The organism is Arachnia propionica (genome assembly GCF_900637725.1).
Lineage (GTDB): Bacteria > Actinomycetota > Actinomycetes > Propionibacteriales > Propionibacteriaceae > Arachnia > Arachnia propionica.
In genome coordinates this window covers 350,354-376,572 of record NZ_LR134406.1, presented here as the reverse complement: position 1 = coordinate 376,572, position 26,219 = coordinate 350,354, and the positions used below count along the sequence as shown (strand labels likewise).

Here is a 26,219-nt window from a genome sequence, read left to right as displayed (position 1 = left end):
TCAGTTCCGTCCCTCTCGTAGCCTCGATGCCCACACGTTGCGCTGCGCCTGTGGGGTGTCGCGGATCACGCGCCGGGCCGCCGCCCGTCGACCCTCCGTCAGGTTCAGCCAGGCGCGCCTGCCCTCCAGGGTCTTGGTGTCGTCGCCCTCCCGCAGTTCCTGCAGCCAGCCCGCCACCGCCCTGCGGTCCTCCAGCGGCCAGCCGAGCATTGCGTCGAGGTCCGGGGTTGCGACTTCCCCGGTTTGTTCCTCGCCGGGTTTCCCGCCGGGTGGCCGCCAGGGTTTCGTTACCTGTTCGAGCCATCCGAATCCCTCGGCCCTGCGGGTCCCGAGGCCGCGTTCCAGCAGCTCCAGCACCTTGTCCCGGTCGGGTTCCCGCAGTTTCACGACGGCCCCGGGCGCGATGGCGATGTCCCCGGGTTTCGGGGTGCCGGAAGCCATGTGCCAGCCGCTGATCCCCTCGCCTGCGACTCTGCCACCCCAGGCATCCACGACCTCAAAACCCTCGAAGGTTTTCATTCCTTTCCACTCGAGGGTGGGTGCGCCCGCCTCATTCAGGCGGATCGTCGGTGACAGGGTGCGCAGCACCACATCCCCCGATGCGGGCAGCTCGGGTGGTGGTGTCGGTTCGATCCGGATCCGGGCGCGCCCCATGACGCTTCTGCGACCCCCGATGCTGGCGGATTCCAGCTCCACCAATCTCCCCACCAGGTTCTCGTCGCCGTGGATCAGGCCGTGGTAGGTCTGTCGGCGACGGTGAGCCTCGCGGGAGAACAGGTTCCCGTCGAGCGCGGTGCGTTTCTCGGGGTCGATGGCGGTGGTGGTCACCACCTTCAATGCGTTCTTGTCGCCCCAGATCACGTCGCCCTTGAGGTGTTCTCCCACGGCATCCCCCGCGTCCTCGAAGGCGCAGTCGACGTATTCGCCGTCGCCGGGGGCGTACTTGCGGCGCAGCACGGACTGGCTGGCGACGTCCCCCGTCACGGCCAGCAGGGGCCCGAACCGCACCGAGTGGTCGAAGGTTTTCCGGAAGGCAGGATCCGGGTCGCCGTACCGGATCCGCCAGGCGGTGGCCAGCGCCCCGCGCAGCGTGGAACCGGGAATGTATCCGAGGCTCGGAGTGTGGAAGGCCCGGGTGGCCCCGGTGCCGACGACGATCGCCTGTTCGCTTGTCACCGTTACCCGCCACCAGCTCATGATTCGCTCCTGACCTGCTCGTTCCCGGCCTGCCCGTTCCTGGCGCGCTCGATCCTGTCGACCATTGCCTCGATGTCGTCGGCGTCGGTGGTGATGCTCACCCACCCCAGGCCGCGACGCCGGTCGGCGCCGATCCCGTCGACCAGCCGCGCGGCGACGTGCAGCAGCGCGACGTGTGTGTCCAGCTCCTCCGGGGGCAGGGGCTGGGTCAGGGAGATCGTCGCGGTGGCCCGGTCCGCGTGCAGCTCCTCCGCGAAGAGCAACGCCCCGGCCCGGGCGCGGCGCTGCTCGTCGATGGCCACCCGGGAACGCACCCGGATCCGCTCCCGGGGATCATCCGTGTGGTCGAGTTTCCCGTCCGAGAAGTTCCACGGGGAGCTGTCGCTGCCGCGTTTCCCGAAGACGGCGTCCACCAGGTGATGGTCGACGTATTTGTCGCCTTGTCGTTTTCCCGGCAGGACCATGCGGGCGGCGTCCCGCATGACGCCTTTCAGCGACGTGGCCGGCAGCGGATTTTCCTCGTCGATCACGTCGTCGACCTCCCCCTGCCCGTATCCCTGGGAGATGCGGAAGGCGGTGTTGAAACGGATGTCCAGCTCGATCGTGGTCTTGGTCGTCGTCATGCGTACCACCTCATGATGTTCAGTACCGTCAGGAGTTCCTCGGCGCCCTGGTTCGTGGCCCGCTCCCAGTTCCTTCCAAACACCGCGTTCAGGAGGTCCGCGACCCCGGGCAGCCTGCCGGCCCGGTGTCTCAGGTGCAGGGTGCGGTCCTTCTCGTCCCTGATCCGCAGTTCCTGGCGCAGGGTGGCGCGCGCCGCGTTGCCGCGTTCGTCGTCGCCGAGCCGGCGCGCCAGGTCCCGGAGTTCCTCGATCCGCCCCCAGTCATCGAGGGTGAGGAATCGTCTCGGCGGTTTGGGACCCTCGTTGGTGACGTCCAGCCAGGCGAAGGACCAGTCGTTGCCCCTCACCGCTTCCTTGGCGGTGCGCAGCAGGGCGGTGGCCAGCTCCACCTGATCGCCGATGGGGTAGGCGAGTTTGCAGATCACCATGCCCGCGGAGAAGCTGACCTTCCCCGCCCCCAGTCCAAAGGTGTCGCTGCCCGATTCCTGTTCCAGGTGTTTCAGGAATGCGATGAGGAAGGGCCATGCCTTGGTGGCGGGTACGGTCACCAGCACGTCGTCGCCGCCGAGGATGTGCGGGACGGCGGGCATGCGGTTCGATGCGGCGACCCGGTCGTCTGTGATCTCCTCGATGGCTTTGCGCAGCGCCTGTTTCGTGGCGTCCTTGACGGCCTTGGACACCCTCCGCAGCTCCTGCAGACCGCCCTCCGAATCCGCAGCAGCCACCCTCAGCTCCCGAAACAGCTTCCCGAAGCCGTTGCCGTCGGCGAAGATGGTGGCGACGTGGTTGCTGGTGTGGGTGCGCGACCCCTCGGAGCCGAGATCACCGAGCTGCGCCAACTCCTTGAAATGCTCCACCTGTGTGAGATTTCCGAATTTCTCCTGCTTCCGGAGCTCGCGAAGCATGACCTGCTCCACCATGAATCCCTGCTGGACCCCACCCAGCAGGGACCAGTTCAGGAGCCTGTTGCGGCCCGACCGCGGAGCACGGGAGGCGCAGTCGCCGCACAGCCGCGTCGTCTCCTCACCCACCGAGGTTTCCTCCGCAGCCATGCCCGAGGAGCATTCGTCGCAGTGATGGGCCAGGGGAAACTCGATCATCGACGGCGGATACTGCCTGGTTTCGGCAGGAATGTCCTCGTCCTCGGCGCGGATGACGTCGCCGTACCCGGCAGCTTTCCGGAAGGTGGTGTGGACGTGTGCGGCGGGCAGGTGCAGTTTGATGTTGAGCGCGAGGGCCTCGGTGGCCTTGCGGACCTCGCCGGGATCCTCGCCCCGGATGTTCAGCACCGAGTCGACGTCAACGGCATCGTCGTTGACCGTCACCCCGGGGAAACCCTGCAGGATCTCCCCCGCGGTCTCGAAACTGCGTTCCTCGATGCGGTCGGCGGCCCCGGTGGTGTCGGTGAGGTAGGCCAGCATGTCGGAGGCGCCGCGGCGTCCCCACAGGCGACGGGACCGAGCGAGATAACCCTGAATCTGTTTGACCCCGATGGATGCGAAACAAGTCATCTCCGGTCCTTTCAGTTCTCGTTGCTCATGTACTGGATCGGGTCGTCGATCCTGGGGAGGGTGCGCATCCGGGTTTTCTTGTCCTTGCCTCCGGAGAACCTGGCGTAGTACTCGAAGCTCTTGTCAAACTTCTTCTGCTGCACGTCACTGTCCCGCTGGGTGAAGTTGCCCATGGTCGGGTACCAGATTCGGTCGGCGGGGACGCTTTCGGTGCCGAGCGCCTTGACCAGCCCGGTGATCCACGGCACATCCGGGTCGATGACCTGCATGGCGGCCCCCCAAGGATCCACCTCCACCTTCCCCGCGCCGGCACGGTACCTGCCCGCGGCATCCTGGATGCAGGTTGCGGTGATGCGGCCGACGGCGGTGCCGAAGCCCAGGCCCTTACCGCCACCGAGGTGGGTGGCAAGTTCACCGTTGACGGTTATACCGGCGCGTTTCGCGAGTTCCCGGGGTTCCAGTGCGAGCATGAGGAGCCCGAGCTGGCGGGCGTCGATGTTCTCGAAGTGGATCCGTCCCTTCAGGACGGGGGTTCCCTCGGTGATCCAGCGCATGGTCTCCTGGCAGTCGGGGGCGCCTTCCTTCGGGTAGTGAGCGCGACGCACCTGGCGAGGCGTGAGGGTCGTGTCCTTGGGTTCCTGGCCGTGCCAGTAGAACTTGCGACCAGCGATCCTCCGCATCCCGGAGCTGTCCAACTGACCGCCCCACCGCGACGCCGGCTTCCCGAGCTCGGCCACACCCGCCTCCCGGTTCTCGCCCTCCGCTGTGAGGTGTTCCAGGTAGAACGCCCCGGCGCTCGGACGCGGGGAGCGAGTCGGCGGGGGAAGCACCAGGCGCAGCGGCACCGGAGCGTCGGTTTCGAAGGCCCCGAACCGCAGGTGGGAGGCGTAGGCGTTGTGTTCCGCCTGGTCGCGTCGCTGACCCTCGGCGCGGGCCTCGATGAAACCGAAGGTGGCGCAGGCGGGGCACAGCTCATCCGGGTCGCGGCACGGCAGCAGGGACTCGTCGGGAAGCCGGTTGCGGATCGGGCCCTTCCCGAGCTCCCGCCAGCTCGACGACATCGTGAGCCCGGTGACCACGCGCTCGCCGCCCTCGCTCCGGGTGGTGATCCACACCGAATCGCCCGGGGCCAGGGCGCCGTCGCTCTTGCGTCGCTTCCCGATGGCGGTTTCTCTATTCCCTCTGCTCCTGTCCGTGTGCTTGACCATCACCGCCACTCCCGACCATTCCTCGGCATCCCATGCGGGCGCCGAGGGGGCGAGCCCTCCGCCGGTCACGTCCACCGAGTACCTGCACAGCTCCCGGTAGTCCTCCCAGGTCATCTCGCCCAGCCGGATCGGGGTGGTTTCGAGTTTGCCCACGGCCACATAGATGTGATCGGCGGGGTGGTCGCCCTTCGTCCCGGCGTCGGCGACATGCACCACCCAGTCGCCGCCCTTCTTGAGGGTGGGCTCCCCCTCCGGTTTGAGCTGTTCGCGTTTCACGGGTTTGCCCTTGTCGCCGCCGAAACTCCGTTCGTAGATGGCATTCTCGTCGAGGGAGATCCGCACCCCGGAACGCAGCCCCGCCGCCCCGCCGAACAGGTGCCACAGCGCCTCGGCCCGGATCCACACCACCTTGCTGGTGGGCAGCACCGAGATCACTTTCCCGTCGGAATCGACCTCGTCAACCACTGCCAGCCGCTTGTCGGGGCGCATTTCCAGCGACGCCCGGTGAGCGGGCCGGTAGTCGGGGTCGAGTATGGACAGGCAACTGCTGCTGATCACCTCGAACAGCGACCGGACGGCACCCCGCACGGAGGATCCCGGCACCGTGACACGCTCCTCGATCCGGGTGCCGGTGACGGTTGTCTCCCCGGGGGTGTTCCAGTCCACCGGCATCATGAGCGGGGAACGGAAGGCGAACTCCACGTCGAGATACCCGGTAAGCCCGCCCTCGACTGCCCTCGCGTGGCCGTGGGGTTTGTCCCGTTTTACCTTGTCGGGCAGCGGAACGAAGGTGTAGGGATTGATGAAAGCCTTCCCGCCGTCGTGGAACTCTTTCAGCTTCTCCCGGATTTCACCGGCCTTCTTGCGTGCGGCTTTTCGCTCAACTTCCTCCTTGGCCGTCTCAATCCACCTGCCAAGACCTTCGCCACCCCAGCACAACCGTTTAGGTTCGACCTCCAGGAGATCGAAGTCATGGCTGTAGGCTTTGTCACGGAGAGCACCTTCCAGCCCGCCACTTCCTTCGGGAATCCACAGTTCCTTTCTCCAAGTTTTGCTTCTCTTGGAACCGACCGAGGTTCCAGAAATGGGAGATTCCAACATGCACACCTCAGGTAGCTCATCGGTTTCCACCAAGTAGTATCCGGGGTTCCCTTTCTCATACCCGAGGCACATTTCGATTTCGAGCGTGAAGCCATCCTTTCGCGTCAGGACTTTTTCTCCATTCCACGTGAGCTCCGAATCGGTCAGCGGCCACACCCGGACGTGGTCCTCGTCGATCTCCTCGACGTAGGCGTATTCATTCACTGCCAAACCTCCTATCCAGCGACCCGCCCGGCCGCTCGTCGCCGAATCCCCATTCCCCCGATTCCCCCGCAAACCGGGGGAATGGGGTTCTCCCGGTCCTGCCAATCCCTGACGGACGGGACGGGACGCGCCGGGAACGGCGCTTGTTTCCCGTGGCGATCGCGCGCATCGGAACCCGGTCCGCGATCTCCAGCACACCGGCTCCCCAAGCCGTTCGTGCCCCGATGCCGGTCAGTTCCCCCACCTGGAGGAGCCGGTCGATCAAGCTCGACGAGGCCGCGTCGCCGGTGCAGAGCCAGTCGACCTCCCCGAGCACGACGCGGACGTCACGGAGGCTGGCCCGGCTGGGATCCCCCTCGGTCCATCGCACGGACTGGAGTTCCACCTGCGTGGGAAACACCGACGCCATCACCTCCCGCGGCAGGCGCTGCTCGTCCCGGTCCCGGCCGCAGATCAGCGCGAGCCGCCGCTGGATGCTGCCCAGCAGCAGGTACGGATCGGGCCAGGGCATGAAGACGTCGCCGCGTTTGAAGGTGACGCCTTCGGGGAATCGCAACCGCCATCCCTTCGACGGCCTGCCCGCGATCCCGGCGAGATTCACCGAGGCCACCTCCTGGATCCCCTCGACCCGCAGCGTCACCATGCCGAGCCGCTCCCGGTTCCCGAACGCGACGCGGTCAACCAGCAGCGGGGTCAGGAAGTCGTCGAACAGCCGCAACTCCACGAGCACGGCGAACTCGCTGACCTGCCGCCACCGCACCGCGTACCGGTGTTCCTCGGAATGCGGCTCCCCGTCGCCGCCACCCGGCGACCGGTGCAGCCACGACGAGACCATCGCGTGGATTCCCGAGGGCGTGGGGGTCAGGTGACGTTCCCCTGTCTCCGCCCGCAGTAGAACCTGCCAGATCCTGACCCGCACCGCGGGCAGAGATCTCGGCGACTCCACGTTCAGTCCTGTGGGACGGGGTCGAGGAGTTCGAGGTAGGGCCGGACCCTGTTCGAGACCGCCTCGAAGCATCCGAGTCTGCGGCATCCGATGATGCCGCCGCCCTGGCCGCGGACCTCGCCGTGCGGGAAGAAGAAATCGGGTCTGCGGGCCGTCTCGGCGCTGATCCGCGGCACGATGTAGCCGACCCCCGGCATCGGGTCCGGCTCCGGGGCGATGGCTCCCTGCCGGATCCTCGTAACCGGGATCTCGCGTCCCTGAACCCGGAGCGACGGCAGCTCCTCGGACTGCTCCTGGCGCCGCACCCACTGGTCGGGCCCCTCGGGGGCCGCCCACGTGAACGGTTCCCCCGCCTCGGGATAGTAGGTGACGTCGTGCGGGGTGAGGTTGATGAGTTTCCTCACCTCGTCCACCTGGGGCACGCCCTGGGGGAAGACCCCCGTGATGGGGGATTTGTTACCGGATTCGGTGCGCAACACCCGGATGTATTCGCGGGCGCCCATACCGGTGTTGCCGAGTTCGTAGAAATCGATCGTCAGGGTGTTGCACCAGCGGGCCGTCAGGGCCGCCATGGCGGCGGGGGCACTGACCGCGAGGTGCAGTTTGGCGAGGTCCCTGAGCCTCCGGAGGATTTCGCCCGCGCGCCTGGCCAGCCCGGCCCCCTCGGTGTGGTCGATCCATTTCTTGGCGCCGTCGGCGGAGGGGGTGTGGAGGTTGATGACCAGCACCGCCGGGTCCTCCAGCTTCTCGGCCAGGGCGAGCAGGGGCTGGGGGCGCAGGTCGTCGGCGGCCAGCAGCACGACGGCGTTCTTCGCGGGTGCATCCCCCCAGAGGACCCGCCGCAGCTCGGCTCCGGAGGGTATCTCGCCGGGAGCGAACCCGAGGGCGCGTCTGCTCCCGTCGGGGTTCAGGGTTTCCAGGTGGATGCTGGTGCTGTGTTCCTCGGGTTCATCCGCGGAGACCCAGTCCTTTCCGTAGGTGTCGCGCCAGGTGAAGTGCTCGATCTCGCGGGCGTGCGGCAGCGCCGCGCCGAGCGCCCACGCCAGGCTCGGGTGGCAGCCACCCCGGAAGAGGACACGCCTGATCCGGGCCGCGTGGAGTTCGTCGATGAGCACCGGCAGCGCCTGCTGCAGGCAGCGGTAGTCGAGTTCCTCCGGGATCTGCGTGGCGTTATCCTGCCGGAGCCGGATGTGGAGGTCGGCCTCAGGGAGGGTTCGGCCGTCCGCGGGCAGGTGGTTGGGTTCGGGCCGGGTCTGGAGGCCGATCTCGATCTCCCCGTCGTCGAGCTGCGGCCGGCGCACCTTGAGGCGGTTGCGCAGCAGGTCGCGAAGGACCAGGTTCAGTTCGCTGACCGGTTTGCCGCCCTTGTCGTCGGAGTGCAGCAGCCGCCGCTGGAGATGGTCATTGAGCTGTTCCGCCTCCGGGTATTTCGTCCCCAGCTGTTTACCGGGCGCTTTGAAGTCGCATTCGTCCAGGGAACCGGGTTTCCGGAAGGTGTTGATGATGTGCAGCTGGAAGCCCTCCGGGTCGGCCTTGTGGGCCCCGACCAGCAGTGGCGCCTCGGTCTTGGGGACGAAACTGCTCTCGGAGATGCCGTCGGAGAGCAGCAGCACCCCGCCGCTCAGCCCTTCTTCGAAGGCCTGGGTGATGTTGCGTTCGACCGTTCCGGCCTCGAGGTCACGGATGTCGCGCCAGGGCACGATTCCCCCGGCGCGCAGATAGGTTTCGATGAACTCGGCGTCGGCGGTCCCGCTTTTCTGGTGGTAGGAGATGAAGACGGGGCCGTTGCCCCGCCCCGGAGGTCGTGATGACGTCATCGCAGGTTTCCTTTCGTGTCCTCACCGATCCCTGACGGACAGGACGGCCGTTGATCCCCCACCGACGAAGCATTCCCCCGGGCCGGGGAGCCCCGCCGGAAGACGGCCCGCTCCTGGGTCTGGATCTGCATGTGCAGCAAAGGGGTTTCCCCCGAGGTGCACGGAAGGAGGCGCGACATGCTGTGTCGTTGGTGACATGAAACGCAGCCGGGGCTGCGAACCGCAATCTCATCATTCGTGGGGCGAACCTCAGGGTTCGCCCCACGGCCACGTTCCCGGGCACCGCTAGATCCGAATGTCGGGTGAAACGAAGGCACTGCCTTCGAGATCTAGGAGGTGAACACTCATGGTGTGGGGTTGGTGATCTACCGGGCGGCCCGGGCCGCGAAGTGAACAAACCGCGGGGTGCGCTACACGCACCCCGCTTTCGCGTTCTCACGACCTCGGGTGGAGCAACCATTGTTCGGCGACGGTGAGGCCCACCCAGTCCTTCCACTCGCCCGAACCCACCTTCCGCAGCAGGCCGCGGCAGGCCTCGGCGTCGCGTTTCCACCCGGCCGCATCCCAGCACGAAGCCGCCTCCGTCAGGGCCGCGACCGCTCCGGCCCGCAGATCCCGGTCGTCGGCGGCGGTCAGGAGCCTCAGGGCGCTCACCCCCCGCACCGACCAGCGACGCGCTGCCGCGGCCACCGGGGCGAAGGTTTCCCGCAGGGTGGTGTCGCGGCGCACCCGCAGCGACCTCCCAGCTCCCGCCTCGCGGCCCTGTTTCAGCCTGGCCGTCTGCACCGCCGTCCCGGTCACCGACCCGGCCCAGCCGCGGGTCCGTGGATCGTAGCCGAGCTCCCCACTCAGCACCGGTTCGGGGACATCTCCGGAGAACAGGTCGAAACCGAGCCGGTCGTCCTCGTTCAGTTCCCTCCCCCAGGACACTCCGCCGAACCAGCGCACCTCCTGCGGCCCGTCCACCGCGACGGCGCAGTGGATCTTCCCCTCGACGTCAAGGTCCAGCACCCACCGGGCGTTGTTCTCGCCCGTTGCCACCCAGCCGCGCGGCAGCTGTTCCCAGTCGACGGTCGCGGATTCGGCAAGCTTTCCCCATCGCTCCGGGCCCGCCGCCAAGGCCAGTTCGGGCGTGAACCGGCCGATGAGTTCGACGTCCAGCCGCCCGGGTGAAGTGGTCTCCTCCCCGGGGGGCCAGGTGGCCAGCAGCTGACGCGCCCAATCACCCGATTCCCCGGACAGCGGGAACCGGTTCGCGACCTGCTCCAGCGCGTCCCCGAGCAGCCCGGTCAGGGGTGCGAACTCCTCCTCGTCGATGTGGTCGTGGAAGTACCTGCACAGCTCTGCCAGTTCGGGCAGCCGGTCGGGTTCGTCCGCGAGACGCCCGGTGAGCGAGGCAACCAGGGTCAGTTCCTCCAGCCGCAGCAGCCGCCAGTCGAGCGGCAACGGCGACCATTCCTGCAGCCAGCGCACCACCCCGAGCCGCGCCACCGCCCCGGCCATGTCCTCGTCATCGGGAGCAAGGGGCAGCTTCCCGACCCGCCCCGGCCCGTCCCATTCGGCGGCCCGCGACGCGAGCCCGGCCGTGGCGCCGCCGTAGAGATCGGCCAGTTCCTCCTGGGACTCGTCGACGTCGGCCACCAGGCAGCAGGGCGCCTCCTCGGGTTCGGCGGGATTCACCACGACGACTACGGTTCTCAAGGGCAGCGTGACGTTTCCCGCCGGCGCCGGTCCCCCCGTCCCCACCTGCACCGGGCCACCGCCGAGCGCCTCGATGACGATCTGTTTGTCGGTTTCACTCATTGTTTCCAGTCCTGGTCCATGTGATGGCACACCTCGTCAATGCTCGGGAGTCCCAGTTCGGCGGCGGCGCGCTCGTACTCGGCGGTCGCGTCCTCGTCGCCCCGGACGACCGCCCGGGCGCGTTCCTCGTCGGCGCGCAGCCATTCGAGGGCGCGCTCGAACAGTGCCAGCCGATCGGCTTCCGCCGACCCGCCCGCGTCCTCCGGCGGGATCTCGTCCTTGTGGCCGCCCGTCAACCGACGGGGATCCCTTCGCTGTTTCTGGCCGCTCGGAATGCCTCCGTAGATAGCCTGCTTGACGATTTTCGACGCCTTGGCCTCCGTGACGGGCCTTCCGGTCATGTCCAGCCGGAAGCACTCGTGCCAAGCGCGGCGCATGGCGTCCTGGTGGGCCTCCTCCATCTTCTCGGCCAGTTTCAGGTACTGCCCCTGAAGGGTTCGGCCGGTGAAAGTGGCGATCATCGCCTGGGCCAGCGCCGCCAGCCCGGCGTGGATCCCCTCCCATTCCAGGGCGGGATCGCCCTGTGGGTCGGTCTCCTCCCCGAGCGGCAGGAGGTCGTCGTTCCAGGCTCGTTTCCCGGGTGTGGCGCCCGGGGGTTTCCAACCGGGGCCGGAAGGCCCGTTCATCAAGCCGGCGTGCAGGCTTCTCAGCGCGATCCGGGCCGATTCGTCGATCAGCCCGAGCCTGGCGCAGGTCCGGGAGACCTCGCGTCGCGCAATCTCATCGGCGCTCCCCCTCACATACGGTTCTCGCGCCGCGAAAGAAAACCGGGAGAAGACCGAACGCTGCAGACCGAGGAAGACGTTCTCCCTCTCCTCTACCACCAGCGGCGGCCGTTCGTTCTCGCCCAGTCCGTAGCGCCCGTAGGGTTCGGCGTCCAGGCTGGCGCGTCCCTTATCCTCCCAGATCCGGTCGAAGAGCCCCTGGTATCCGGCGAACTCGCGCCTGCCCATCCGCCTGCCCAGCGGGACGCTGTTGCGCAGGAAGGTTTCCCACACCGACTCGACCTCCATGTCGGTGAGCACCACGGCCTGTTTCCACTTCGACCCGATGGCTACGGCGAGCGCCTCGGCGACCCTGCTGACGGTCACGTCCAGTCCCTGCTGCCGCGCCCGGGCCATGGCATCGTCCACGCCGGTCCGCAGCAGGGTCAGCAGTTTCTCCACGACGTCGCGCCGCCCGTCGAGCCAGGTCAGCAGCTCCCGGCCGCGTTCGTCCCCGATTCTCTCCCCCCGCTCCACGCCCGCCCATTCGGGCCCGGCTGTGACACCAGGATGCAGTAGGCGTTTGACAACGAGATTCACGGTCACGCCGAACCCTTTGGGGGCGTACCGTTCCCATTTCGGCAGCCGTTCCAGCCACTGCCCGCACCACTGCGCAAAGGATTTGGACATCAGTCTCCTTCCGTCGCCATCCTTTGACGGACATTACCCTCAGCTCGGCTCGCCGAATGGCCGCGACAAGGGGGATCGAGCCTGTGAGTTCAGAAGTCAGATGACCAAAGCTAGTATCTCGCCATGGACGGCTCACGGAAAACCGAGGCCGCCTCCCCGAATTGTCGGGAGACGGCATCCGAGGAGCTGTTCGATGCCATCAAGAAACTGCGCTCCGACGGAATCCAGAGCCCCGACCTCCGCCTGCCCGAACCCCTGTTGAAGGTGTTGAAACTCGAACCGGACTCCCCTTTCGCCAGGCACCATGTGTCAAAGGCGTTGCTGTCCTGCGCGGCGTGCCTGGAGGAGGGCACCCGGAGCGCGTTCCTGTTCTCCGCCGGGTTCTCCAAGGACATCACCGGCTCCCCCGGGGAGCGGGTGAATCGGTCCGCCGCCGTTTTGAAGATGGGGCGCCGCACCCTGTACCGCCACATCGAGAAGGCCGCCCACGAGATCACCCACCTGCTGCTCGCCGGCGACCACGCCCCCGCGCTGGAAAACATCGACTTCGTCACGACGAGAACCCACTGCCGGCTGGATCTTCGCGACGACTCTCCCACCATCCTGATGGACCGCACGGTGATGGCCCTCCGCGACGGTTTCAACGCCCTCAACGAGCACCTGTTCCTGCCCCTGCTGCGCGACCCCGAGCTGAGGTACTACGCCCTCGAGGGGTGCAGGCTGGCGGGGGTTCAGGATACCGGCGGCTCGCGGACCGTCCAGCTGCGGCTCCCCCGCTGCCTGAACGTCGGGGAGTCCCACACCTTCTCGGTGTCCGTGCGCCTGCCCGACCACGACTGCCTGGAACCGGTCTTCGGGTTCGCCCCCCTCACGTCCATGCACGCCGCGAGGATCGAGTTGCACTTCGAGGCGCGCATCCCAAGCCTCGTCGAGCGCATCGACCGCGCCTGGTCCGCCCAGTTGATGTCCCCCACCGCTTCCGGTCATCCCATCGAGGTGATGGACAAGAGGGCCGTCGCCGACTTCAGGAACATGCAGCCCGGCTGGGGCTACGGGGTCCGCTGGATCTGGTGAGCACCCGCTCACCCGCTGGGGGATCCCTGAGTACCCATACCACCCCGGCGGTTCACTCCCGGACCTGAGCGCGTTCCGGGGCCTCGCCCCTGACTGGGCATTTCGACCGAAAGTATGACAGCATTTTCACAGAATGCCTAGTCAAAGCGGATTTACCGCGCAAACTTGTCTGAGTACGGATACTCAGAGGCGAGCAAGTCGGATACCCAGGCAAATCGGGTAGTCCTCCCTACCAAAAACGCTTATCAGTTTCGTTGGGATCCGCCAATCTGGTGTAGCAGGTATTGCGAAGCCCCAACGCCAGGGGCAAGGAGGACCCACACCGTGACCATCGCGCTCGACAACGCCACCCCTTGCGTCAAGTTCGCCTCGCTCTTCCAGAATCCCCTCCTGGAGGACGAGAACAGCGTCGAGACCGCCGCCGAAGTCCGCACCCAGGCAGCGCTCGTGGCCCACGCCGCGAAACTCTGCGGGGACTGCCCCCTGCGCGCCCAGTGCCTCACCAACGCCGTCGTCTTCCACGACGTCGCGGGTTTCGTGGCCGGCACCACCGAACCCCAGCGCAGGGAAATCCGCGCCCGCCTCGGAGTCACCGTCGAGCCCGAAGACCTGGACAGCTTCGCCGGGGTCTCCTCGGGTCGCAATTTCGACCACGCGGAGATCCACCGGCTGCGGCAGGCCAACCCCACCCAGCCGCTGTCCGCCATAGCTGCTCGCGTCGGCTGCTCCGTCTCAACGGTGAAACGTCACCTCAGGCGCGCCGAGAACCAAGGCGGGGTTGTCAAGTCCATCAGCCAGAAGAACAAGCCTGGCAAACGCGAGGTGATGAAAGCCGCCGCCGAGGTGCTGAGCCCGGCCTCCTCGGTGGCCTGAGACCCCTTTCCAAGGGCTGGTTGGGGCGGGACTCCCGCCTCAACCAGCCTTTATTTCCGCGGGGAACCAGCGTTCCAGCTCCTGGACGGCCCCTCCGGAGCCGAAGTCGCCGGTGACGTGATCCGCCGCGGCCCTCACGCCGTGGGGGGCGTCACCCATGGCAACCCCCCGCCCGGCCCACCGGATCATCTCGATGTCGTTGTAGCCGTCGCCGAGGACCAGCACGTCGGCGGCGGCGACACCGAGCTGCCCACACACCCGCTCCAGACCCCGGGCCTTGTCGACGTCCTTGGGGACGATGTCCACCCACGACGACCAACCCATGTAGTACGAAACCTCCCGCAGCCCCAGGGCCTCGACCATCTCGTTGAACACGTCATCGTCGGTTTCCGGGTCGTGAACCACGATGCGGGAAACCGGGCGCGAGGCCAGTTCCTCGACGCTCTCCACGACGAACTCGCCGTTCAGTTCCCCGTCGGGGAAGGGTTTCGAGACCCGCCACAGCATGCCGTCGGTGACGGCGATGGCCGCGTTCGGCGCCAGCCTGGCCGCCCGCTTGATGGAGTCGGCGGGATCGAACCGAATCTCGTGGACCACCTCGACGGGCGGGTAGTTCACGATCATCGCTCCGTTCGCGCACACCGACGGGCCGGGCGGCAGGCCGAGGGCGTCGAAGATTATCTGTGTCCCGGCCCATGCCCGACCCGTCGTGAGTACCACCGGCACCCCGGCTGCGACGACACGCCGCACCGCGTCGCGCACCTCGTCGGGAAGGTCGCCGTCGACGCTGACGATGGTGCCGTCGATGTCGAGGGCGACCAGCGCAGGTTTGAAAGTCATTAGTTTCTCCTGGGTTCGTGGGCTCGCCGACCGGGCCCGCACAAGGCACCCCCCGGAATCGTTTGCCGGGTGGGTGGGGACCGTCGGTCGGGTGGGGATCAGCCCGCCGTGAGCACCTCGAGGCCGCCGAGGTGGGGGCGCAGCGCCTCGGGGACGCGCACCGATCCGTCGGCCTGCTGGTGGTTCTCGAGCAGCATGATGATGATCCGGGTCATGGCGCACAGTGTGCCGTTGAGGGTGGCGACGTGCTCGGTGCCCTTCTCGGTGCGGTACCGGATCCCGAGGCGGCGGGCCTGGAACTGGGTGCAGTTGGAGGTGGAGGTCACCTCGCGGTAGCGCTGCTGGGTGGGCAACCAGGCGTAGCAGTCGTACTTGCGGGCGGCGCTGAGGCCGAGATCCCCGGATGCGACGTCGAGGACCTGGAAGGGAATCTCCAGCGCCTGGAGGAACTCCTTCTCGAAACCGAGGAGTCGCTGGTGCCAGTCCTCGGCGTCCTCGGGCAGGCAGTGGATGAACATCTCGACCTTGTCGAACCAGTGGACGCGGAAAATGCCTCGGGTGTCCTTGCCGTAGGAACCGGCCTCGCGGCGGAAGCAGGGGCTGAACGCGGCGTAGCGGCGTGGCAGGGAATCGGCGTCGAGGATTTCGTCGCTGTGGAAAGCCGCCAGGGCCACCTCGGAGGTGCCGACGAGGTAGAGGTCGTCGGTGGAGAGATGGTAGACGTCCTTGGCGGCCTGACCGAGGAAACCGGTGCCGGCCATCGCCTCGGGTTTCACCAGCGCCGGGGGGATCATGGCGGTGAATCCCCACTCGACGGCCTTGGTCATGGCCAGGTTCAGCAACGCGAACTCCAGGCGCGCGCCAATGCCGGTGAGCACGTAGAACCGCGACCCGGAGATCTTCGTGCCGCGTTCCATGTCGATGGCGCCCAGCGCCTCACCGAGCTCCAGGTGGTCCTTGGGTTCGAAACCCTCGGCGGCGAAGTCGCGGGGGACACCGACGGTCTCGATCACGAGGCCGTCGTCCTCACCGCCGCGCGGCACACCGTCGATGACGATGTTTCCGAGCTGCATGATCAGCTCGTTGAAACGTTCCCCGGCGGCCTCCGACTGCTCCTGCGCGGCCTTCACGTCGGCGGCGAGCTGTTTGGTGCGGGCCAGCAGCTCGGTCTTCTCGTCGCCCTGCGCCTTGGGGATGAGCCTGCCGAGTTCCTTCTGCTCGGCACGCAGCCTGTCGTGGGTCGCGATCCCCGAGCGGCGCGCCTCATCGGCCGAGACCAGTTCGTCGACGAGTTCGACGGAGTCCCCGCGGGCCTCCTGTGAACGCCGGACGAGGTCGGGGTCGGTGCGCAGCAGCTTGGGATCGATCATGGGGTGAACTCTACGCGGATGCCGTGCGCAACCGGTCGCAGGACCACGATTCCCGGCCCTGTCCTTCCCGGGGAGCGCTTGCCTTGTGGTCGTGTGCTTGCGCTACAGCGCTGGCGTTCGACGAGAAGGCAGGCGTTCCCGTCGGGAAAGCTGGCGGACGACGATTGGGCTGGCGTTGGGTGGCCGGGAGCGAAGCCGGTTGAGCCGGGCCGCGACGAGGGAGCAGCCCGTGTCGAAACCGCCCATGCGCGTCCGAGGAGCCGCGGTCAGGTCCGCCGTCCAGCCGCCGGATGGTTTCGACACAGCCGTTCGCTAGCGCTCACGAGCTGGCTCAACCAGCTTCGGGGAAGGCCTCGTCGCGAGTCGGCTCATCCGGTTCTTGTCCCCCGCGTCCCTCAGTCCGCGCCGAGCGACCGCAGCCACTCGGATGCCTCCTCGAACGCCTCGTCGTCGAAGCCCCGGCGCACATCGGCCGGTTGGGCGTCGGCGCGCGGATAGGAGCCGAGGAAGATCACGTCGCGGCAGATCCGCCGCAGCCCGAGGAGGGCCTCGGCGAGGCGGCGGTCGTCGAGGTGGCCCTCCGCGTCGATGGCGAAGCAGTAGCTGCCGAGGATGGTCTTGGTGGGACGCGACTCGATGCGGCACAGGTTCACCCCGCGCACCGCGAACTGCTGCAGGATCTCCAGCAGGGCGCCCGGGTGGTCCTGGTGCATGTAGGCCACCAGGGTGGTCTTGTCCGCGCCGGTGCGTTCCGGTACCCGTCCCGGGCGGGAAACCACGACGAACCGGGTCACCGCACCCGGATTGTCCTCGATGGAGTGGGCCAGCTCCTCGAGCCCGTAGAGCCGGCCCGCGACCCGCGCGCAGATGGCGGCGTCGTAGCGGGAGGCCGGATCCGCGACCTCCTTGGCCGCGCCCGCCGTGGAACCGGCCTCCGTCACCTGCGCGTCGGGGATCATCGTGGCCAGCCAGTCGCGGCACTGAGCGGCCGCGTGTCCGTGGGTGAGCACCGAGGTGACGTCGTCGAGGGTGGTGCCGGGGCGCACATAGATCCCGAACTCGACGGGAATCACCACCTCGGCAGTGACCACCAGGGGATCGCCGTCGACGAGCTTGTCCAGGGTGGCGGAAACCCCGCCCTCTACGGAGTTCTCGATCGGCACCACGACGCCGTCGACATGCCCCTGCCTGACCGCGTCCAGAGCCTCTCCGACGCTGGCGAAGGGAACGCCACCGGAGTCGTCGATGGTGAGCAGGGCCTGATGGGTGAACGTCCCCGCGGGTCCGAAATATCCGAGCACCCGCACAGGGTAGCGCCGCGCAACTTGCCGTGACCACGACCTTCCCCGCGGTGACCCCACCCGGGCATAGGGTTTTTCGAAAGCACCCGACCGGAAGAGAACACCATGGCCCCCAAACGCGCGGACAACCCCGTGATGGCGCAGGCCGCTGGGCAGGTCGAGACGAAGCACCAGCAGATCCACGACCTCCAGATCCGGCTGCAGAAACAGCTTCCCGCGCTCGCATCCCGCTGGGGAGCGAGCGAGTTCAACACGTTCCAGCACGACTACAGCCAGTTCGACTCCGAGTTCGAACGGGTGAAGCAGGGCCTCGACATGGTGCACGCCAGCCTCACCGGCCAGGCGGAGGTGCCCACCCCTCCCGCGCGCCGCGCACACCCGCAGGCCCGCCGGGCGCACCCCCAAACCCACGACCCGCAACCGCAGGCCCGCCGGGCGCGTCCCGAAACCCCCCAGCACGGATACCCGGCGTCGCTTCCCGAAGGCATCGCGGGCCTGGCCGACGCCAACGCCGAACTGAACACCCTCCTGGCGGTGCTACGCAGCGAACTGTCGAGTTCGATGGCGCACTGGGACGACGCCGCCCGGCACGCCTGGACCACGGCACAGACCTCGTGGGACGAGTCGAACCGCCGCCAGCAGGACATCGTGGCGGGCCTCCCGGAGGCCATGACCCGCGCCCACGGATCGGGGGTCTGGTTCCCCACCACCCCGGCCGCCAGCTAGGACACACCCCCAAGGTCACCCCCGGGTGCACCGGGCCGGGGACCGGCACCTCGCCCCTGGGTCTTCGCCCCGCACCAGCAGCAGACCGCCAGGGCCACCAGGATCAGCGGAAGCCAGAACACCGGCATGTAGGCAAGGAGCAGAAGGGCGAGGAGCACTTCTTCGAGTTGCCTCAGTTGAACCATGAACAGGTATCCGAGGAAACCCGGCCAGGTGCTCCCCGTCGCCAGCGTGACCAGGGCCGGGGGAATCACCAACAGGAATCCGAGAAGCATCGAGATCATCATCGTCACCGGGCCCTGGAGGTTGTATCCCATCTGCACCAGCCCGGAGCAGAAGGCGACGATCACCGTCGCCCACACCGGGCCGAACCGTGCGCGCAGCCGGGGCAGGGCATAACCGAGGAACAGCAGATTGACCATGAACGTGATCCAGACCGGTTCCACCAGGGCCCTGATCATGAACTCGGTGGAGAAGGGATAGAACTCGCTGTCCGGGGCCGGTGTTTTTCTCCTGAGCCAATCAGCCGCGATCAGCCAGGTCCCGAGGGAGATGGCGGACATTCCGAGCCCCACCACCAATGCCCACCCCAGGTCCTTGGCCCTGAACCGTCCCACGCAACCCCGAAGGGTCGTGCCCTCGCGCCGCAGCAGCCACCACAGCACCACCAAGCCGATCGCCCCGAGAATCGACTTCCCGGTGTCGTACCAACGGGAGTCGTATCCGCTGACCTGCAGCCAGAACCCGAATCCTGCGAGCGGAAGCGTGAACGACGACAGAATCAGCAACGGCCCCCACAGCGATCCTCGGGGCCTCGCATCAATCACCATGCGAAAAGTGTGCCCGCCGCGGGGACCAGTGGTTCAGACGTGGGCCGCCAGCAGCCGGCGGGAGTTCCAGCGCTCGGCGTTCGACCAGGTGTTGCGGTGCTCCCCCTCGAGGGCGACGCCCAGCCGCGCCAGGTAGTCACGGCGAGACAGTTCCACCACCCCAAGGCTGGCCAGGTGCGGGGTGAGCCACTGCACGTCGAGCAGGTCGATGCGGGCCCGGGCGAGTTCCGCGACCAGTCTCAGTAGCGCCACCTTGGAGGCGTCGCGGCCGAGTTCGGGGTGATGGAACATGGACTCCCCCGCGAACATCCCGGCCTGGTGCACCCCGTAGAGCCCCCCGACCAGCCTGCCGTCGGAGTCCCAGGTTTCGACGCTGTGCGCGTATCCGGCCTGGTTGAGGGCGGTGTAGGCGAAGGCGATGCGGTCGTCGATCCAGCCGTCGGGGCGTTTCGGGTCGGCGCAGGCGGCCAACACGTCGGGGAAGGCGCGGTCGACGGTGGTGGTGTAGCGGGCGGCGGTCTTGCGCAGCGACCTGGTGATGCGCAGCCCGCCGGGAAGCAGCACGGCGCGCCTCAGCGGCGACCACCACCCCATCCACTGCTCCACCGGCATGGGGAACACCCCGCAGCGGTAGGCCACCAGCGCCAGAGCGGGGTCGAATTCGTCGCTGTACCCGATCAGGTCGGAGTCCGGCCAGGCATCGGGTGAACCGAAGACGTTGTCGAGCACGGCACCCAGTCTTGCAGGGTCACGGGTTCCCCCGTCATCGGGTGCCGGTTGCTGGTTTTATCGATCGTGGTAAAGATTTTGCTTGGTATACACAACAAAACCTCTCACAATGACATAATGCGGGCCTGGCAGAAGGACGGTGGGAAGATGAGTGACGCCAACGACGCCAACAACAAAGTGGTAGCTACGGCCGAGGGCCTGACATCAGATGCCTTCCACCGGCTCCTGGACCTCGCCATCACGGGTCGCGGAAAACTCCAGGGAGCCCGCACCATCGCGAACAACCAGCTCAGGCAGCGCAACGACCAGGAGGACGCCATCCGCTGGTTGTCGAACCAGCACATCGCGTTGGCCGGCGGCCAGGGATTCGCGACGAACTGGGGCGGCTTCCTGCTGTCGCTGGTGACCATCCCCGCGAACATGGCCGCGGCCGCTTTCGTCCAGGCGCGTGCCGTAGCCGCCATCGCACACCTGCGCGGCTACGAATTGAACGACCCCCGGGTCCGCACCGCGATCCTCATGGTCATGCTCGGCCCGCGCGGGTCGGCGGCGCTCATCGCCTCGGGGGACCTGCCCAGTTCCGCGGCCGCCGTCGCCACCGCCCCGGCCTTCGACCCGCAGCTCGACTCCCGCGTCTCCCGGGCGCTCCTGGAGCACTCGATGAACCAAGTCGGCGGCAAGCGCCTGGGGGTGTTCCTGGCCAAGAAGGTTCCGCTGGTCGGCGGCGGAGTCGGAGCGGTCGTGGACGGCTGGTCCACGCGCTCCATCGTCCAGTACGCCCAGGAGCAGTTCGTCTCCCGCCGCCCCCGGGCCACGGGCTACGTGATCATCGTGGAGGACTGAGACGTTCCGACAGACCCGACCACCAGACCCCGATCACGGTCACCATGGTTTCGACACGCCCCACTCGCTGACGCTCGCAGGTCGGCTCAACCAGTTCGATTCAGGATGGTCCGACACGACCAGCTCACCAAGCAAGCCGGTCGGCTCAATCAGTTTCTCCTTCGCAGGTCTCAGACGTAGAGGCGCGGCACCCTGGGGGCGATCAGGCAGGGCACCTCGTAGGTGATGGTGCCCATCAGGTCGGCGAGTTCCTCCATGGTGATCTGCTCGTCGCCCTGGCGGCCGAGCAGTACCACCTCGTCGCCCACCGCGACCTGCGGTTCGCCGGGGCCGAGGTCGATCATCGTCTGGTCCATGCACACCCGGCCCGCGATCGGGCAGGAACGCCCGCCCACCAGCATGCGTCCGCGGTTGCTGAACAGCCTCGAGTAGCCGTCGCCGTAGCCGACGGGGACGGTGGCGATCCACGTGTCGCAGGGGGCGGTCCAGGTGCGGCCGTAACCGACGGTCTCCCCCTCGGGGACGCGTTTGAGGAACGAGACCCGCGACGTCCAGGTGGCGGCGGGACTCAGACCCTCCCAAGTGGTGGTGGAGTCGGCCCGGTAGCCGTAGGCGATGATCCCGGGGCGGATCAGGTTGGTGCCCGTCAGGTCATGACCCAGCACCGCCCCGGAGTTCCCGGCGTGGACGTAAGGGATCTCCCCGACGGCGCCGCGGATCTCATCCACGACGGCAAGGAACCGGGCCAGCTGGGCCCTGGTGAACTCCTCCCCCTCGGGGCAGTCGCTGATCGGCAGGTGGGTGAACACGCCCTCGAGGACCAGATTTGGACTGTTCTTGATCCGTGTGGCCAGGGCGACGGCCTCACCGGGTTGGACACCGACGCGCCGCATGCCGGTGTCGACCTTCAGGTGCACGGGGTGACGGACGCCGGCGTGTTCGGCGGCTTCCTGGGCCGCCTCCACCCCCGCGACATCACCGACGGAGATGGTCAGCCGGGCCGCGATGGCGCGCCCCAGCTCCTCCGGGAAGCAGGGCGAGAACTTCAGGGCGGGAAGCTCGACGCCCCCCTCACGGAGCTGCTCGGCCTCGGACACCTCGGCCACGCCGAGCCACTGGGCGGAGCCCACGGATTCGACGTGCCGGGCGACGGGAACTATCCCGTGCCCATAGGCGTTGGCTTTTACTGGAAGAAGGACTGCGCGACCTGGGTTGCGTTCACTCGCCAGGGCAAGATTCGCGTCGATGGCAGCCAGGTCTACGTTGAACTGGGAAGAGCACATGTCCTCATTCTGGCGCACATGCCGAGACCGCGGGGTGGCGGTGTCGGTTTCGAGTGGCAGAATGGCCCCCATGTCGAACAACCAGTGGACCGGCGCCCAGGATTGGAACGCCCAGCCCCAGCAGTCGAACGCCCAGGATTGGAACGCGCAGTCGGCCCAGGATTGGAACGCACCTGCGCAACAGCCCGCCCAGGATTGGAACGCGCCTGCGCAACAGCCCACCCAGGATTGGGGGGCATCGTCTCAGGATCAGACAACCATCCAGCCCGCAGCCCAGGACTGGAACGCGCCCGCGCAGGAACAGACCTCCGTGACCGCGGCGCAGGATTGGAACGCCCAGCCCCAGCAGTCCGTCCCGTCCGCCCCCGAATGGGGCACCCCGGGTCAGGAGAACACCGCCCAGCAGAACATGCAGGACTGGAACCAGCAGGCGGCCTGGGGTGCGGCCCAGCAGGCGCAGCCCCAGCAGCAGCAGTGGAACGACCAGCAGCAGGCAGCCCCCTACGGCGGCCCGCAGCAGTGGGGTGGACAGCAGCAGGCCCCTTCGGGTCTCGCAGCACTCTTTGATTTCGGTTTCAAAGGCAGCGTGCTCAAGAACGGCATCGGCATCATCTACCTGGTGACCGCGATCTGCTTTGCGGTCTTCGCTCTCTTCGAGCTCATCGCTGGCGTCAGTGCCAGCAGCCAATACAACGTCTTGGCCGCCTTCCGCTCCCTGTTCGTTCCGCTGGCGCTGGCCTTCGTGGGAATCATCCTGTCCCGCGCCTTCCTGGAGGGAATGGCCGCCCTGGTCAAGAAGAACGACGACAAGCAGGAGTGACACCTCCCCCCACGAACCATCAGGCCGGGCCCACAGCGGGCCCGGCCTTCTCGTTCCCGGAATATCAGAACAGCAACGCCAAGGCGGGTTCTGCGAGGATCTCGGCGACGTCGTGGAGGAACCGGGAACCCTGCTCCCCGTCGATGATCCTGTGATCGAAGGAAACGGTCAGGGTGGTGACCCAGCGCGGCACAACCCTCTCCTCCGTCCCGGCACCCACCACCCAGGGGCGGCGCTGAATGGCCCCCATGCACAGAATCGCCGATTCGTCGCCGTTGATGATGGGGGTTCCCGCATCGACCCCGAAGACACCGACATTGGTGATGGTGAAGGTGCCTCCCGCGTAGTCGGGGGGCTGGAGTTTGCCGTCACGTGAGACGGCGACGAGCTGGTTGAGGGCCCGGCACAGCTCCAGGAGGCTGAGGTCCTGCGCGGCCTTGATGTTGGGCACCATCAGTCCCCGCGGGGTGGCGGCCGCGATACCGAGGTTCACGTCCCGGTGGTAGACGATCTCGCGGTTCTCCTCGTCCCAGGACGTGTTGAGGTCGGGGTTGCGACCCAGCGCCAGACACACCGCCTTCGCGTGGATCAGCAGCGGCGAGACACGCAGCCCCGCGAACTCCCGCCGCGCCCTGAGCGCCTCGACGAACTCCATCGTGCCGGTGACGTCGGTGGTCAGCCACTCGGTGACGTGGACGTGGGTGTTGACGGAACGCACCATCGCCTCGGCGGTGACCTTGCGCACCCCCTTGATGGGGACGCGCCGTTCCCCACGACCCTCCGGACGGCGCGGCGATCCGAATCCGTGGCTTCGCGGCCCCGGGTCCTGGAAACTGGCGGCGTCGTTGATGACCCTGCCCTGCGCGGGTTCCTCCCGGGTTGCTTCCCCCGCCGCCCGGGACCGTTCGAAGATCCACGCGGCCTCGACGTCGGCGCGGGTGATGGTGCCCTCCGGCCCGGTTCCCGCGACCTTCCCGAGATCGACCCCGAGGTCGCGTGCATATTTGCGCACCGGCGGTTTGGCCCGGGCGGACTGCGGATCGGAGGCCAGCACCAGCACCGACTCGGTGGGCGCATCACCCGTCTCCGGCAACGGATCGCCGACGGGAGCGGCGACGACCCGGCCCGCGGGATCCACGTCGTCGGGACGCCGCGACGGCTCACGGGAGGCGTAGCTCTCCCCCAACGCCTGACGGGCGGCCTCCGCATCCCGGCCGGGGGTGTTCCTGCGGCGGCGCCGCGACCTGGCGGTTTCGTCGCGAGGCCCGTAGCCGACGAGGGTTGGGGGCTCCTCCCCGCCGCCCTCGACGCCGTCCTCGATCTCGACGATGGCGGTGCCGACCTCCACCGTGAACCCCTCCGCCACCAGCAGCGACGTCACGGTCCCGGCATAGGGCGAGGGCAGTTCCACCAGCGACTTGGCGGTCTCGATCTCGACGAGCACGTCGTTGACCTCGATTTCCTGCCCGACGGTGACCCGCCAGGCGACGATCTCGGCTTCGGTGAGACCCTCACCGGGATCCGGAAGAAGGAACTGGCGTTTCATCATCACTCCTTGTCTCCCAGGCTCACCAGGCCAGGGAACGGTCGAGGGCGTCGAGGATGCGGTCCGCCGACGGCAGGAACTCGTCTTCCAGGCGCGACGGCGGGTAGGGGATGTCGTAGCCGGTGACGCGCAGCACCGGGGATTCCATGTCGTAGAACAGGTCCTCGTGGAGGCGGGCGGCGATCTCCGCGCCCAGCCCGAGAGTGCGGGGCGCCTCGTGGACGACGATGGCGCGGCGGGTGCGGCGCACCGAGGCGGCCAGGCTCACCCAGTCGATGGGCGCCAGGGATCTGAGGTCGATGACCTCCACCGATGTGCCCTCCTCGGCGGCGACGGCGGCGGCGTCCAGGCAGGTGCGCACCATCGGCCCCCACGCGATGAGGGTGGCGTCGGTTCCCTGCCGGAGGATCCCGGCCTGGTGCATGGGGGCGGGGCGCTGCTCGACGTTCACCTCCCCCTTGACGTGGTAGCGGCGTTTGGGTTCGAGAAAGATCACGGGATCCGGGGATGCGACGGCCTGTTGGATCATCCAGTGGGCGTCGTGCGGGCTGGAAGGGGTGACCACCTTCAACCCGGGGGTATGGCAGAAGTACGCCTCGGGGGATTCGGAGTGGTGCTCGACGGCCCCGATGCCGCCGCCGTAGGGGATGCGCACCACCATCGGCATCGGCTGGCGCCCGGCGGTGCGGGCGTGCAGTTTCGCGACCTGCGTGACGAGCTGGTCGAAGGCGGGGAAGACGAAACCGTCGAACTGGATCTCGGCGACCACGCGGTAGCCGCGCATCGTCAGTCCGACGGCGGTGCCGATGATTCCTGACTCCGCCAGCGGCGAGTCGATGACCCGGTTGGTTCCGAACTCCGCCTGGAGGCCTTCCGTGATGCGGAACACGCCGCCGAGTTTCCCGACGTCCTCGCCTGCGATCAGGACCTTCGGGTCGGCCTGGAGGGCGCGGCGTAGGCCCAGGTTGATGGCCTTGGCGATCGTCATGGTGCTCATGCCTGCTCCCCTGCCGCCCATTCGGCGTACTCGCGGCGTTGCGCCTCGAGGGCGACGGTGTTCTCGGCGTAGACGTTGTCGAACAGTTCATCCATGGTCAGGTCCGTCAGCTTCGGGATGGCGGCGCGGATCTCGGCTCCGAAGTCGCGGGCGTCGGCGTCGAGGGCGGCCAGCCAGGCGTCGTCGATGATCCCTTGCCGTTTCAGGTGGGTGGTCAACCGGGTGATGGGGTCGCGGCCCGCCCACTCGGCGGTTTCCTCGTCGAGGCGGTACTTGGTGGGGTCGTCGGAGGTGGTGTGGGCGCCCATCCGGTAGGTGAACGCCTCGATGAAGGTGGGGCCCTCGCCCTGGTGGGCGCGTTCCAGGGCCCAGCGGGTGACGGCGTGGACGGCCAGCACGTCGTTGCCGTCCACCTGCACCCCGGGGAACCCGAACCCCCGGGCACGCTGGAACAGCGGGATCCGCGACTGCAACGCGATGGGTTCGGAGATCGCCCACTGGTTGTTCTGGCAGAAGAAGACGACGGGGGCGTTGTAGCTGGCCGCGAACACGTAGGCCTCGTTGACGTCGCCCTGCGAGCTGGCCCCGTCGCCGTGGTAGGCGATCACGGCCGCGTTGTCGCCGTCGTCGTTGCCGACGAGGCCGTCCAGCTGCAATCCCATGGCGTAGCCGGTGGCGTGGAGGGTCTGGGAGCCGATGATGATCTGGTAGTTGCGGAACCGGTCGAGCTGGTCCCAGGCCCCGGCGTCGCAGCCCCGGAACAGGGCCAGGATCTGCTGGAAGGGCAGCCCGAGGGCGAGGAAGACGGCGTGTTCCCGGTAGGTGGGGAAGACGACGTCGCGGGCACCGAGGGCGTGGGCGGAGCCGACCTGCGCGGCCTCCTGTCCGAGGGCGGGCGGCCACAGGCCGAGTTCCCCGTGTCGCTGCAGGGCCGTGGCCTCGGTGTCGAACCGCCTGGCCAACACCATGTCCCGCAGGTACTGGGTCAGGTCGTCGTCGGTTCCCTCGAAGGAGAACCCGGGGTTCTCGACGCGCTGCCCGTCGGGGGTCAGCAACTGCACCATGTCGTTTTTCATGACCTCTCCTAAACCTACGCAACCGTAGCCTACGGGGGCGTAGGTTTCATCCGAAGGTCGGAAACCCCACAAGTCGGGGGGAAAGATTTGTGGGGTTCGGCCACCTG

22 protein-coding genes are annotated in these 26,219 nt (G+C 67.7%); 5 read left to right on the top strand and 17 right to left on the bottom strand.

Annotated elements, in window-relative coordinates; translation table 11 throughout:
• The 8 genes from EL272_RS01685 to EL272_RS01650 all read right to left on the bottom strand — a co-directional run bounded on the left by EL272_RS01685 (nt 1) and on the right by EL272_RS01650 (nt 11,804).
• Entirely contained in the window at nt 1-1,197 is a 1,197-nt protein-coding gene (locus tag EL272_RS01685; RefSeq protein ID WP_061787262.1) for an RAMP superfamily CRISPR-associated protein, read from the bottom strand.
• Nucleotides 1,194-1,820 carry an RAMP superfamily CRISPR-associated protein gene (locus EL272_RS01680; protein ID WP_061787263.1) on the bottom strand — a complete coding sequence of 209 codons (627 nt, stop codon included), beginning with the start codon at nt 1,818-1,820 and terminating at the stop codon, nt 1,194-1,196. The genes EL272_RS01685 and EL272_RS01680 overlap by 4 nt, the downstream gene beginning before the upstream one ends.
• Nucleotides 1,817-3,331, bottom strand: coding sequence for a Cas10/Cmr2 second palm domain-containing protein (locus tag EL272_RS01675; RefSeq protein WP_061787264.1), 1,515 nt, complete (start codon nt 3,329-3,331; stop codon nt 1,817-1,819). Before EL272_RS01675 ends, EL272_RS01680 begins: the two co-directional genes overlap by 4 nt.
• An 11-nt stretch (nt 3,332-3,342) precedes the next feature.
• Nucleotides 3,343-5,844 (bottom strand): TIGR03986 family type III CRISPR-associated RAMP protein, encoded by a 2,502-nt coding sequence (locus EL272_RS01670; protein ID WP_061787265.1) that lies wholly within the window; start codon nt 5,842-5,844, stop codon nt 3,343-3,345.
• Nucleotides 5,837-6,790, bottom strand: coding sequence for a CRISPR system precrRNA processing endoribonuclease RAMP protein Cas6 (gene cas6, locus EL272_RS01665; RefSeq protein WP_061787266.1), 954 nt, complete (start codon nt 6,788-6,790; stop codon nt 5,837-5,839). Before cas6 ends, EL272_RS01670 begins: the two co-directional genes overlap by 8 nt.
• A 2-nt stretch (nt 6,791-6,792) precedes the next feature.
• Nucleotides 6,793-8,607, bottom strand: a complete 1,815-nt coding sequence (locus EL272_RS01660) for a toll/interleukin-1 receptor domain-containing protein (RefSeq protein WP_061787267.1) — start codon at nt 8,605-8,607, stop codon at nt 6,793-6,795.
• A 435-nt stretch (nt 8,608-9,042) separates the two neighbouring features.
• Nucleotides 9,043-10,410 carry a hypothetical protein gene (locus EL272_RS01655; RefSeq protein WP_061787268.1) on the bottom strand — a complete coding sequence of 456 codons (1,368 nt, stop codon included), beginning with the start codon at nt 10,408-10,410 and terminating at the stop codon, nt 9,043-9,045.
• Nucleotides 10,407-11,804: a hypothetical protein gene (locus tag EL272_RS01650; protein WP_061787269.1), complete on the bottom strand. Its 1,398-nt coding sequence runs from the start codon at nt 11,802-11,804 to the stop codon at nt 10,407-10,409. Before EL272_RS01650 ends, EL272_RS01655 begins: the two co-directional genes overlap by 4 nt.
• A 123-nt stretch (nt 11,805-11,927) precedes the next feature.
• Between EL272_RS01650 and EL272_RS01645 the strand changes: the two genes are divergently transcribed.
• The gene (locus EL272_RS01645; protein ID WP_061787270.1) at nt 11,928-12,878 is read left to right on the top strand and encodes a hypothetical protein; all 951 of its coding nucleotides are present in this window, start codon (nt 11,928-11,930) and stop codon (nt 12,876-12,878) included.
• Between the two features lie 324 nt (nt 12,879-13,202).
• The gene (locus EL272_RS01640; RefSeq protein WP_014845467.1) at nt 13,203-13,751 is read left to right on the top strand and encodes a WhiB family transcriptional regulator; all 549 of its coding nucleotides are present in this window, start codon (nt 13,203-13,205) and stop codon (nt 13,749-13,751) included.
• Between the two features lie 39 nt (nt 13,752-13,790).
• Here EL272_RS01640 and EL272_RS01635 read toward each other — a convergent pair whose 3' ends face one another.
• From EL272_RS01635 to pheA, 3 genes are all read right to left on the bottom strand, one after another.
• Nucleotides 13,791-14,591: an HAD family hydrolase gene (locus EL272_RS01635; RefSeq protein ID WP_061787271.1), complete on the bottom strand. Its 801-nt coding sequence runs from the start codon at nt 14,589-14,591 to the stop codon at nt 13,791-13,793.
• A gap of 98 nt (nt 14,592-14,689) precedes the next feature.
• Nucleotides 14,690-15,961 (bottom strand): serine--tRNA ligase, encoded by a 1,272-nt coding sequence (serS, locus tag EL272_RS01630; RefSeq protein WP_061787272.1) that lies wholly within the window; start codon nt 15,959-15,961, stop codon nt 14,690-14,692.
• A gap of 395 nt (nt 15,962-16,356) precedes the next feature.
• Entirely contained in the window at nt 16,357-17,262 is a 906-nt protein-coding gene (pheA, locus tag EL272_RS01625; protein WP_041697023.1) for a prephenate dehydratase, read from the bottom strand.
• A gap of 105 nt (nt 17,263-17,367) precedes the next feature.
• Here pheA and EL272_RS01620 point away from each other — a divergent pair, with 105 nt between their 5' ends.
• Nucleotides 17,368-17,988 (top strand): WXG100 family type VII secretion target, encoded by a 621-nt coding sequence (locus EL272_RS01620; RefSeq protein ID WP_061787273.1) that lies wholly within the window; start codon nt 17,368-17,370, stop codon nt 17,986-17,988.
• Here the strand turns inward: EL272_RS01620 and EL272_RS01615 are convergent.
• The gene (locus EL272_RS01615) at nt 17,985-18,818 is read right to left on the bottom strand and encodes a CPBP family intramembrane metalloprotease (protein ID WP_014845461.1); all 834 of its coding nucleotides are present in this window, start codon (nt 18,816-18,818) and stop codon (nt 17,985-17,987) included. The two genes, EL272_RS01620 and EL272_RS01615, sit on opposite strands and share 4 nt — an antisense overlap.
• 33 nt (nt 18,819-18,851) lie before the next feature.
• Nucleotides 18,852-19,547 (bottom strand): leucyl/phenylalanyl-tRNA--protein transferase, encoded by a 696-nt coding sequence (gene aat, locus EL272_RS01610; RefSeq protein WP_014845460.1) that lies wholly within the window; start codon nt 19,545-19,547, stop codon nt 18,852-18,854.
• A 117-nt stretch (nt 19,548-19,664) separates the two neighbouring features.
• On the opposite strand from aat, the gene EL272_RS01605 reads away from it, so the two are divergent.
• Nucleotides 19,665-20,390, top strand: a complete 726-nt coding sequence (locus EL272_RS01605) for an EcsC family protein (protein WP_014845459.1) — start codon at nt 19,665-19,667, stop codon at nt 20,388-20,390.
• Between the two features lie 170 nt (nt 20,391-20,560).
• Here EL272_RS01605 and alr read toward each other — a convergent pair whose 3' ends face one another.
• A complete protein-coding gene (alr, locus tag EL272_RS01600) occupies nt 20,561-21,673 on the bottom strand; it encodes an alanine racemase (RefSeq protein ID WP_061787468.1) in 1,113 nt (370 codons plus the stop codon).
• Between the two features lie 70 nt (nt 21,674-21,743).
• Between alr and EL272_RS01595 the strand changes: the two genes are divergently transcribed.
• On the top strand, nt 21,744-22,493 hold the full coding sequence (locus EL272_RS01595; RefSeq protein ID WP_061787275.1) for a DUF4282 domain-containing protein: 750 nt from the start codon (nt 21,744-21,746) through the stop codon (nt 22,491-22,493).
• Between the two features lie 64 nt (nt 22,494-22,557).
• On the opposite strand, the gene EL272_RS01590 is transcribed toward EL272_RS01595, so the two are convergent.
• The 3 genes from EL272_RS01590 to pdhA are packed head-to-tail and all read right to left on the bottom strand — an operon-like array spanning nt 22,558 to nt 26,112.
• Nucleotides 22,558-24,042 carry a dihydrolipoamide acetyltransferase family protein gene (locus EL272_RS01590; RefSeq protein WP_082793797.1) on the bottom strand — a complete coding sequence of 495 codons (1,485 nt, stop codon included), beginning with the start codon at nt 24,040-24,042 and terminating at the stop codon, nt 22,558-22,560.
• Nucleotides 24,043-24,061: 19 nt separating this feature from the next.
• The gene (locus EL272_RS01585; protein WP_014845456.1) at nt 24,062-25,036 is read right to left on the bottom strand and encodes an alpha-ketoacid dehydrogenase subunit beta; all 975 of its coding nucleotides are present in this window, start codon (nt 25,034-25,036) and stop codon (nt 24,062-24,064) included.
• Nucleotides 25,033-26,112, bottom strand: a complete 1,080-nt coding sequence (pdhA, locus tag EL272_RS01580; RefSeq protein ID WP_061787277.1) for a pyruvate dehydrogenase (acetyl-transferring) E1 component subunit alpha — start codon at nt 26,110-26,112, stop codon at nt 25,033-25,035. The genes EL272_RS01585 and pdhA overlap by 4 nt, the downstream gene beginning before the upstream one ends.
• Nucleotides 26,113-26,219: the final 107 nt, after the last annotated feature.

Bases quoted from the DNA above. Each gene is read 5' to 3' on its own strand.
- EL272_RS01685 (WP_061787262.1), bottom strand. From the start codon at position 1,197: ATGAGCTGGTGGCGGGTAACGGTGACAAGCGAACAGGCGATCGTCGTC.
- EL272_RS01680 (WP_061787263.1), bottom strand. From the start codon at position 1,820: ATGACGACGACCAAGACCACGATCGAGCTGGACATCCGTTTCAACACC.
- EL272_RS01675 (WP_061787264.1), bottom strand. From the start codon at position 3,331: ATGACTTGTTTCGCATCCATCGGGGTCAAACAGATTCAGGGTTATCTC.
- EL272_RS01660 (WP_061787267.1), bottom strand. From the start codon at position 8,607: ATGACGTCATCACGACCTCCGGGGCGGGGCAACGGCCCCGTCTTCATC.
- EL272_RS01655 (WP_061787268.1), bottom strand. From the start codon at position 10,410: ATGAGTGAAACCGACAAACAGATCGTCATCGAGGCGCTCGGCGGTGGC.
- EL272_RS01650 (WP_061787269.1), bottom strand. From the start codon at position 11,804: ATGTCCAAATCCTTTGCGCAGTGGTGCGGGCAGTGGCTGGAACGGCTG.
- EL272_RS01645 (WP_061787270.1), top strand. From the start codon at position 11,928: ATGGACGGCTCACGGAAAACCGAGGCCGCCTCCCCGAATTGTCGGGAG.
- EL272_RS01635 (WP_061787271.1), bottom strand. From the start codon at position 14,591: ATGACTTTCAAACCTGCGCTGGTCGCCCTCGACATCGACGGCACCATC.
- serS (WP_061787272.1), bottom strand. From the start codon at position 15,961: ATGATCGATCCCAAGCTGCTGCGCACCGACCCCGACCTCGTCCGGCGT.
- EL272_RS01620 (WP_061787273.1), top strand. From the start codon at position 17,368: ATGGCCCCCAAACGCGCGGACAACCCCGTGATGGCGCAGGCCGCTGGG.
- EL272_RS01615 (WP_014845461.1), bottom strand. From the start codon at position 18,818: ATGGTGATTGATGCGAGGCCCCGAGGATCGCTGTGGGGGCCGTTGCTG.
- EL272_RS01605 (WP_014845459.1), top strand. From the start codon at position 19,665: ATGCGGGCCTGGCAGAAGGACGGTGGGAAGATGAGTGACGCCAACGAC.
- alr (WP_061787468.1), bottom strand. From the start codon at position 21,673: ATGTGCTCTTCCCAGTTCAACGTAGACCTGGCTGCCATCGACGCGAAT.
- EL272_RS01595 (WP_061787275.1), top strand. From the start codon at position 21,744: ATGTCGAACAACCAGTGGACCGGCGCCCAGGATTGGAACGCCCAGCCC.
- EL272_RS01590 (WP_082793797.1), bottom strand. From the start codon at position 24,042: ATGATGAAACGCCAGTTCCTTCTTCCGGATCCCGGTGAGGGTCTCACC.
- EL272_RS01585 (WP_014845456.1), bottom strand. From the start codon at position 25,036: ATGAGCACCATGACGATCGCCAAGGCCATCAACCTGGGCCTACGCCGC.
- pdhA (WP_061787277.1), bottom strand. From the start codon at position 26,112: ATGAAAAACGACATGGTGCAGTTGCTGACCCCCGACGGGCAGCGCGTC.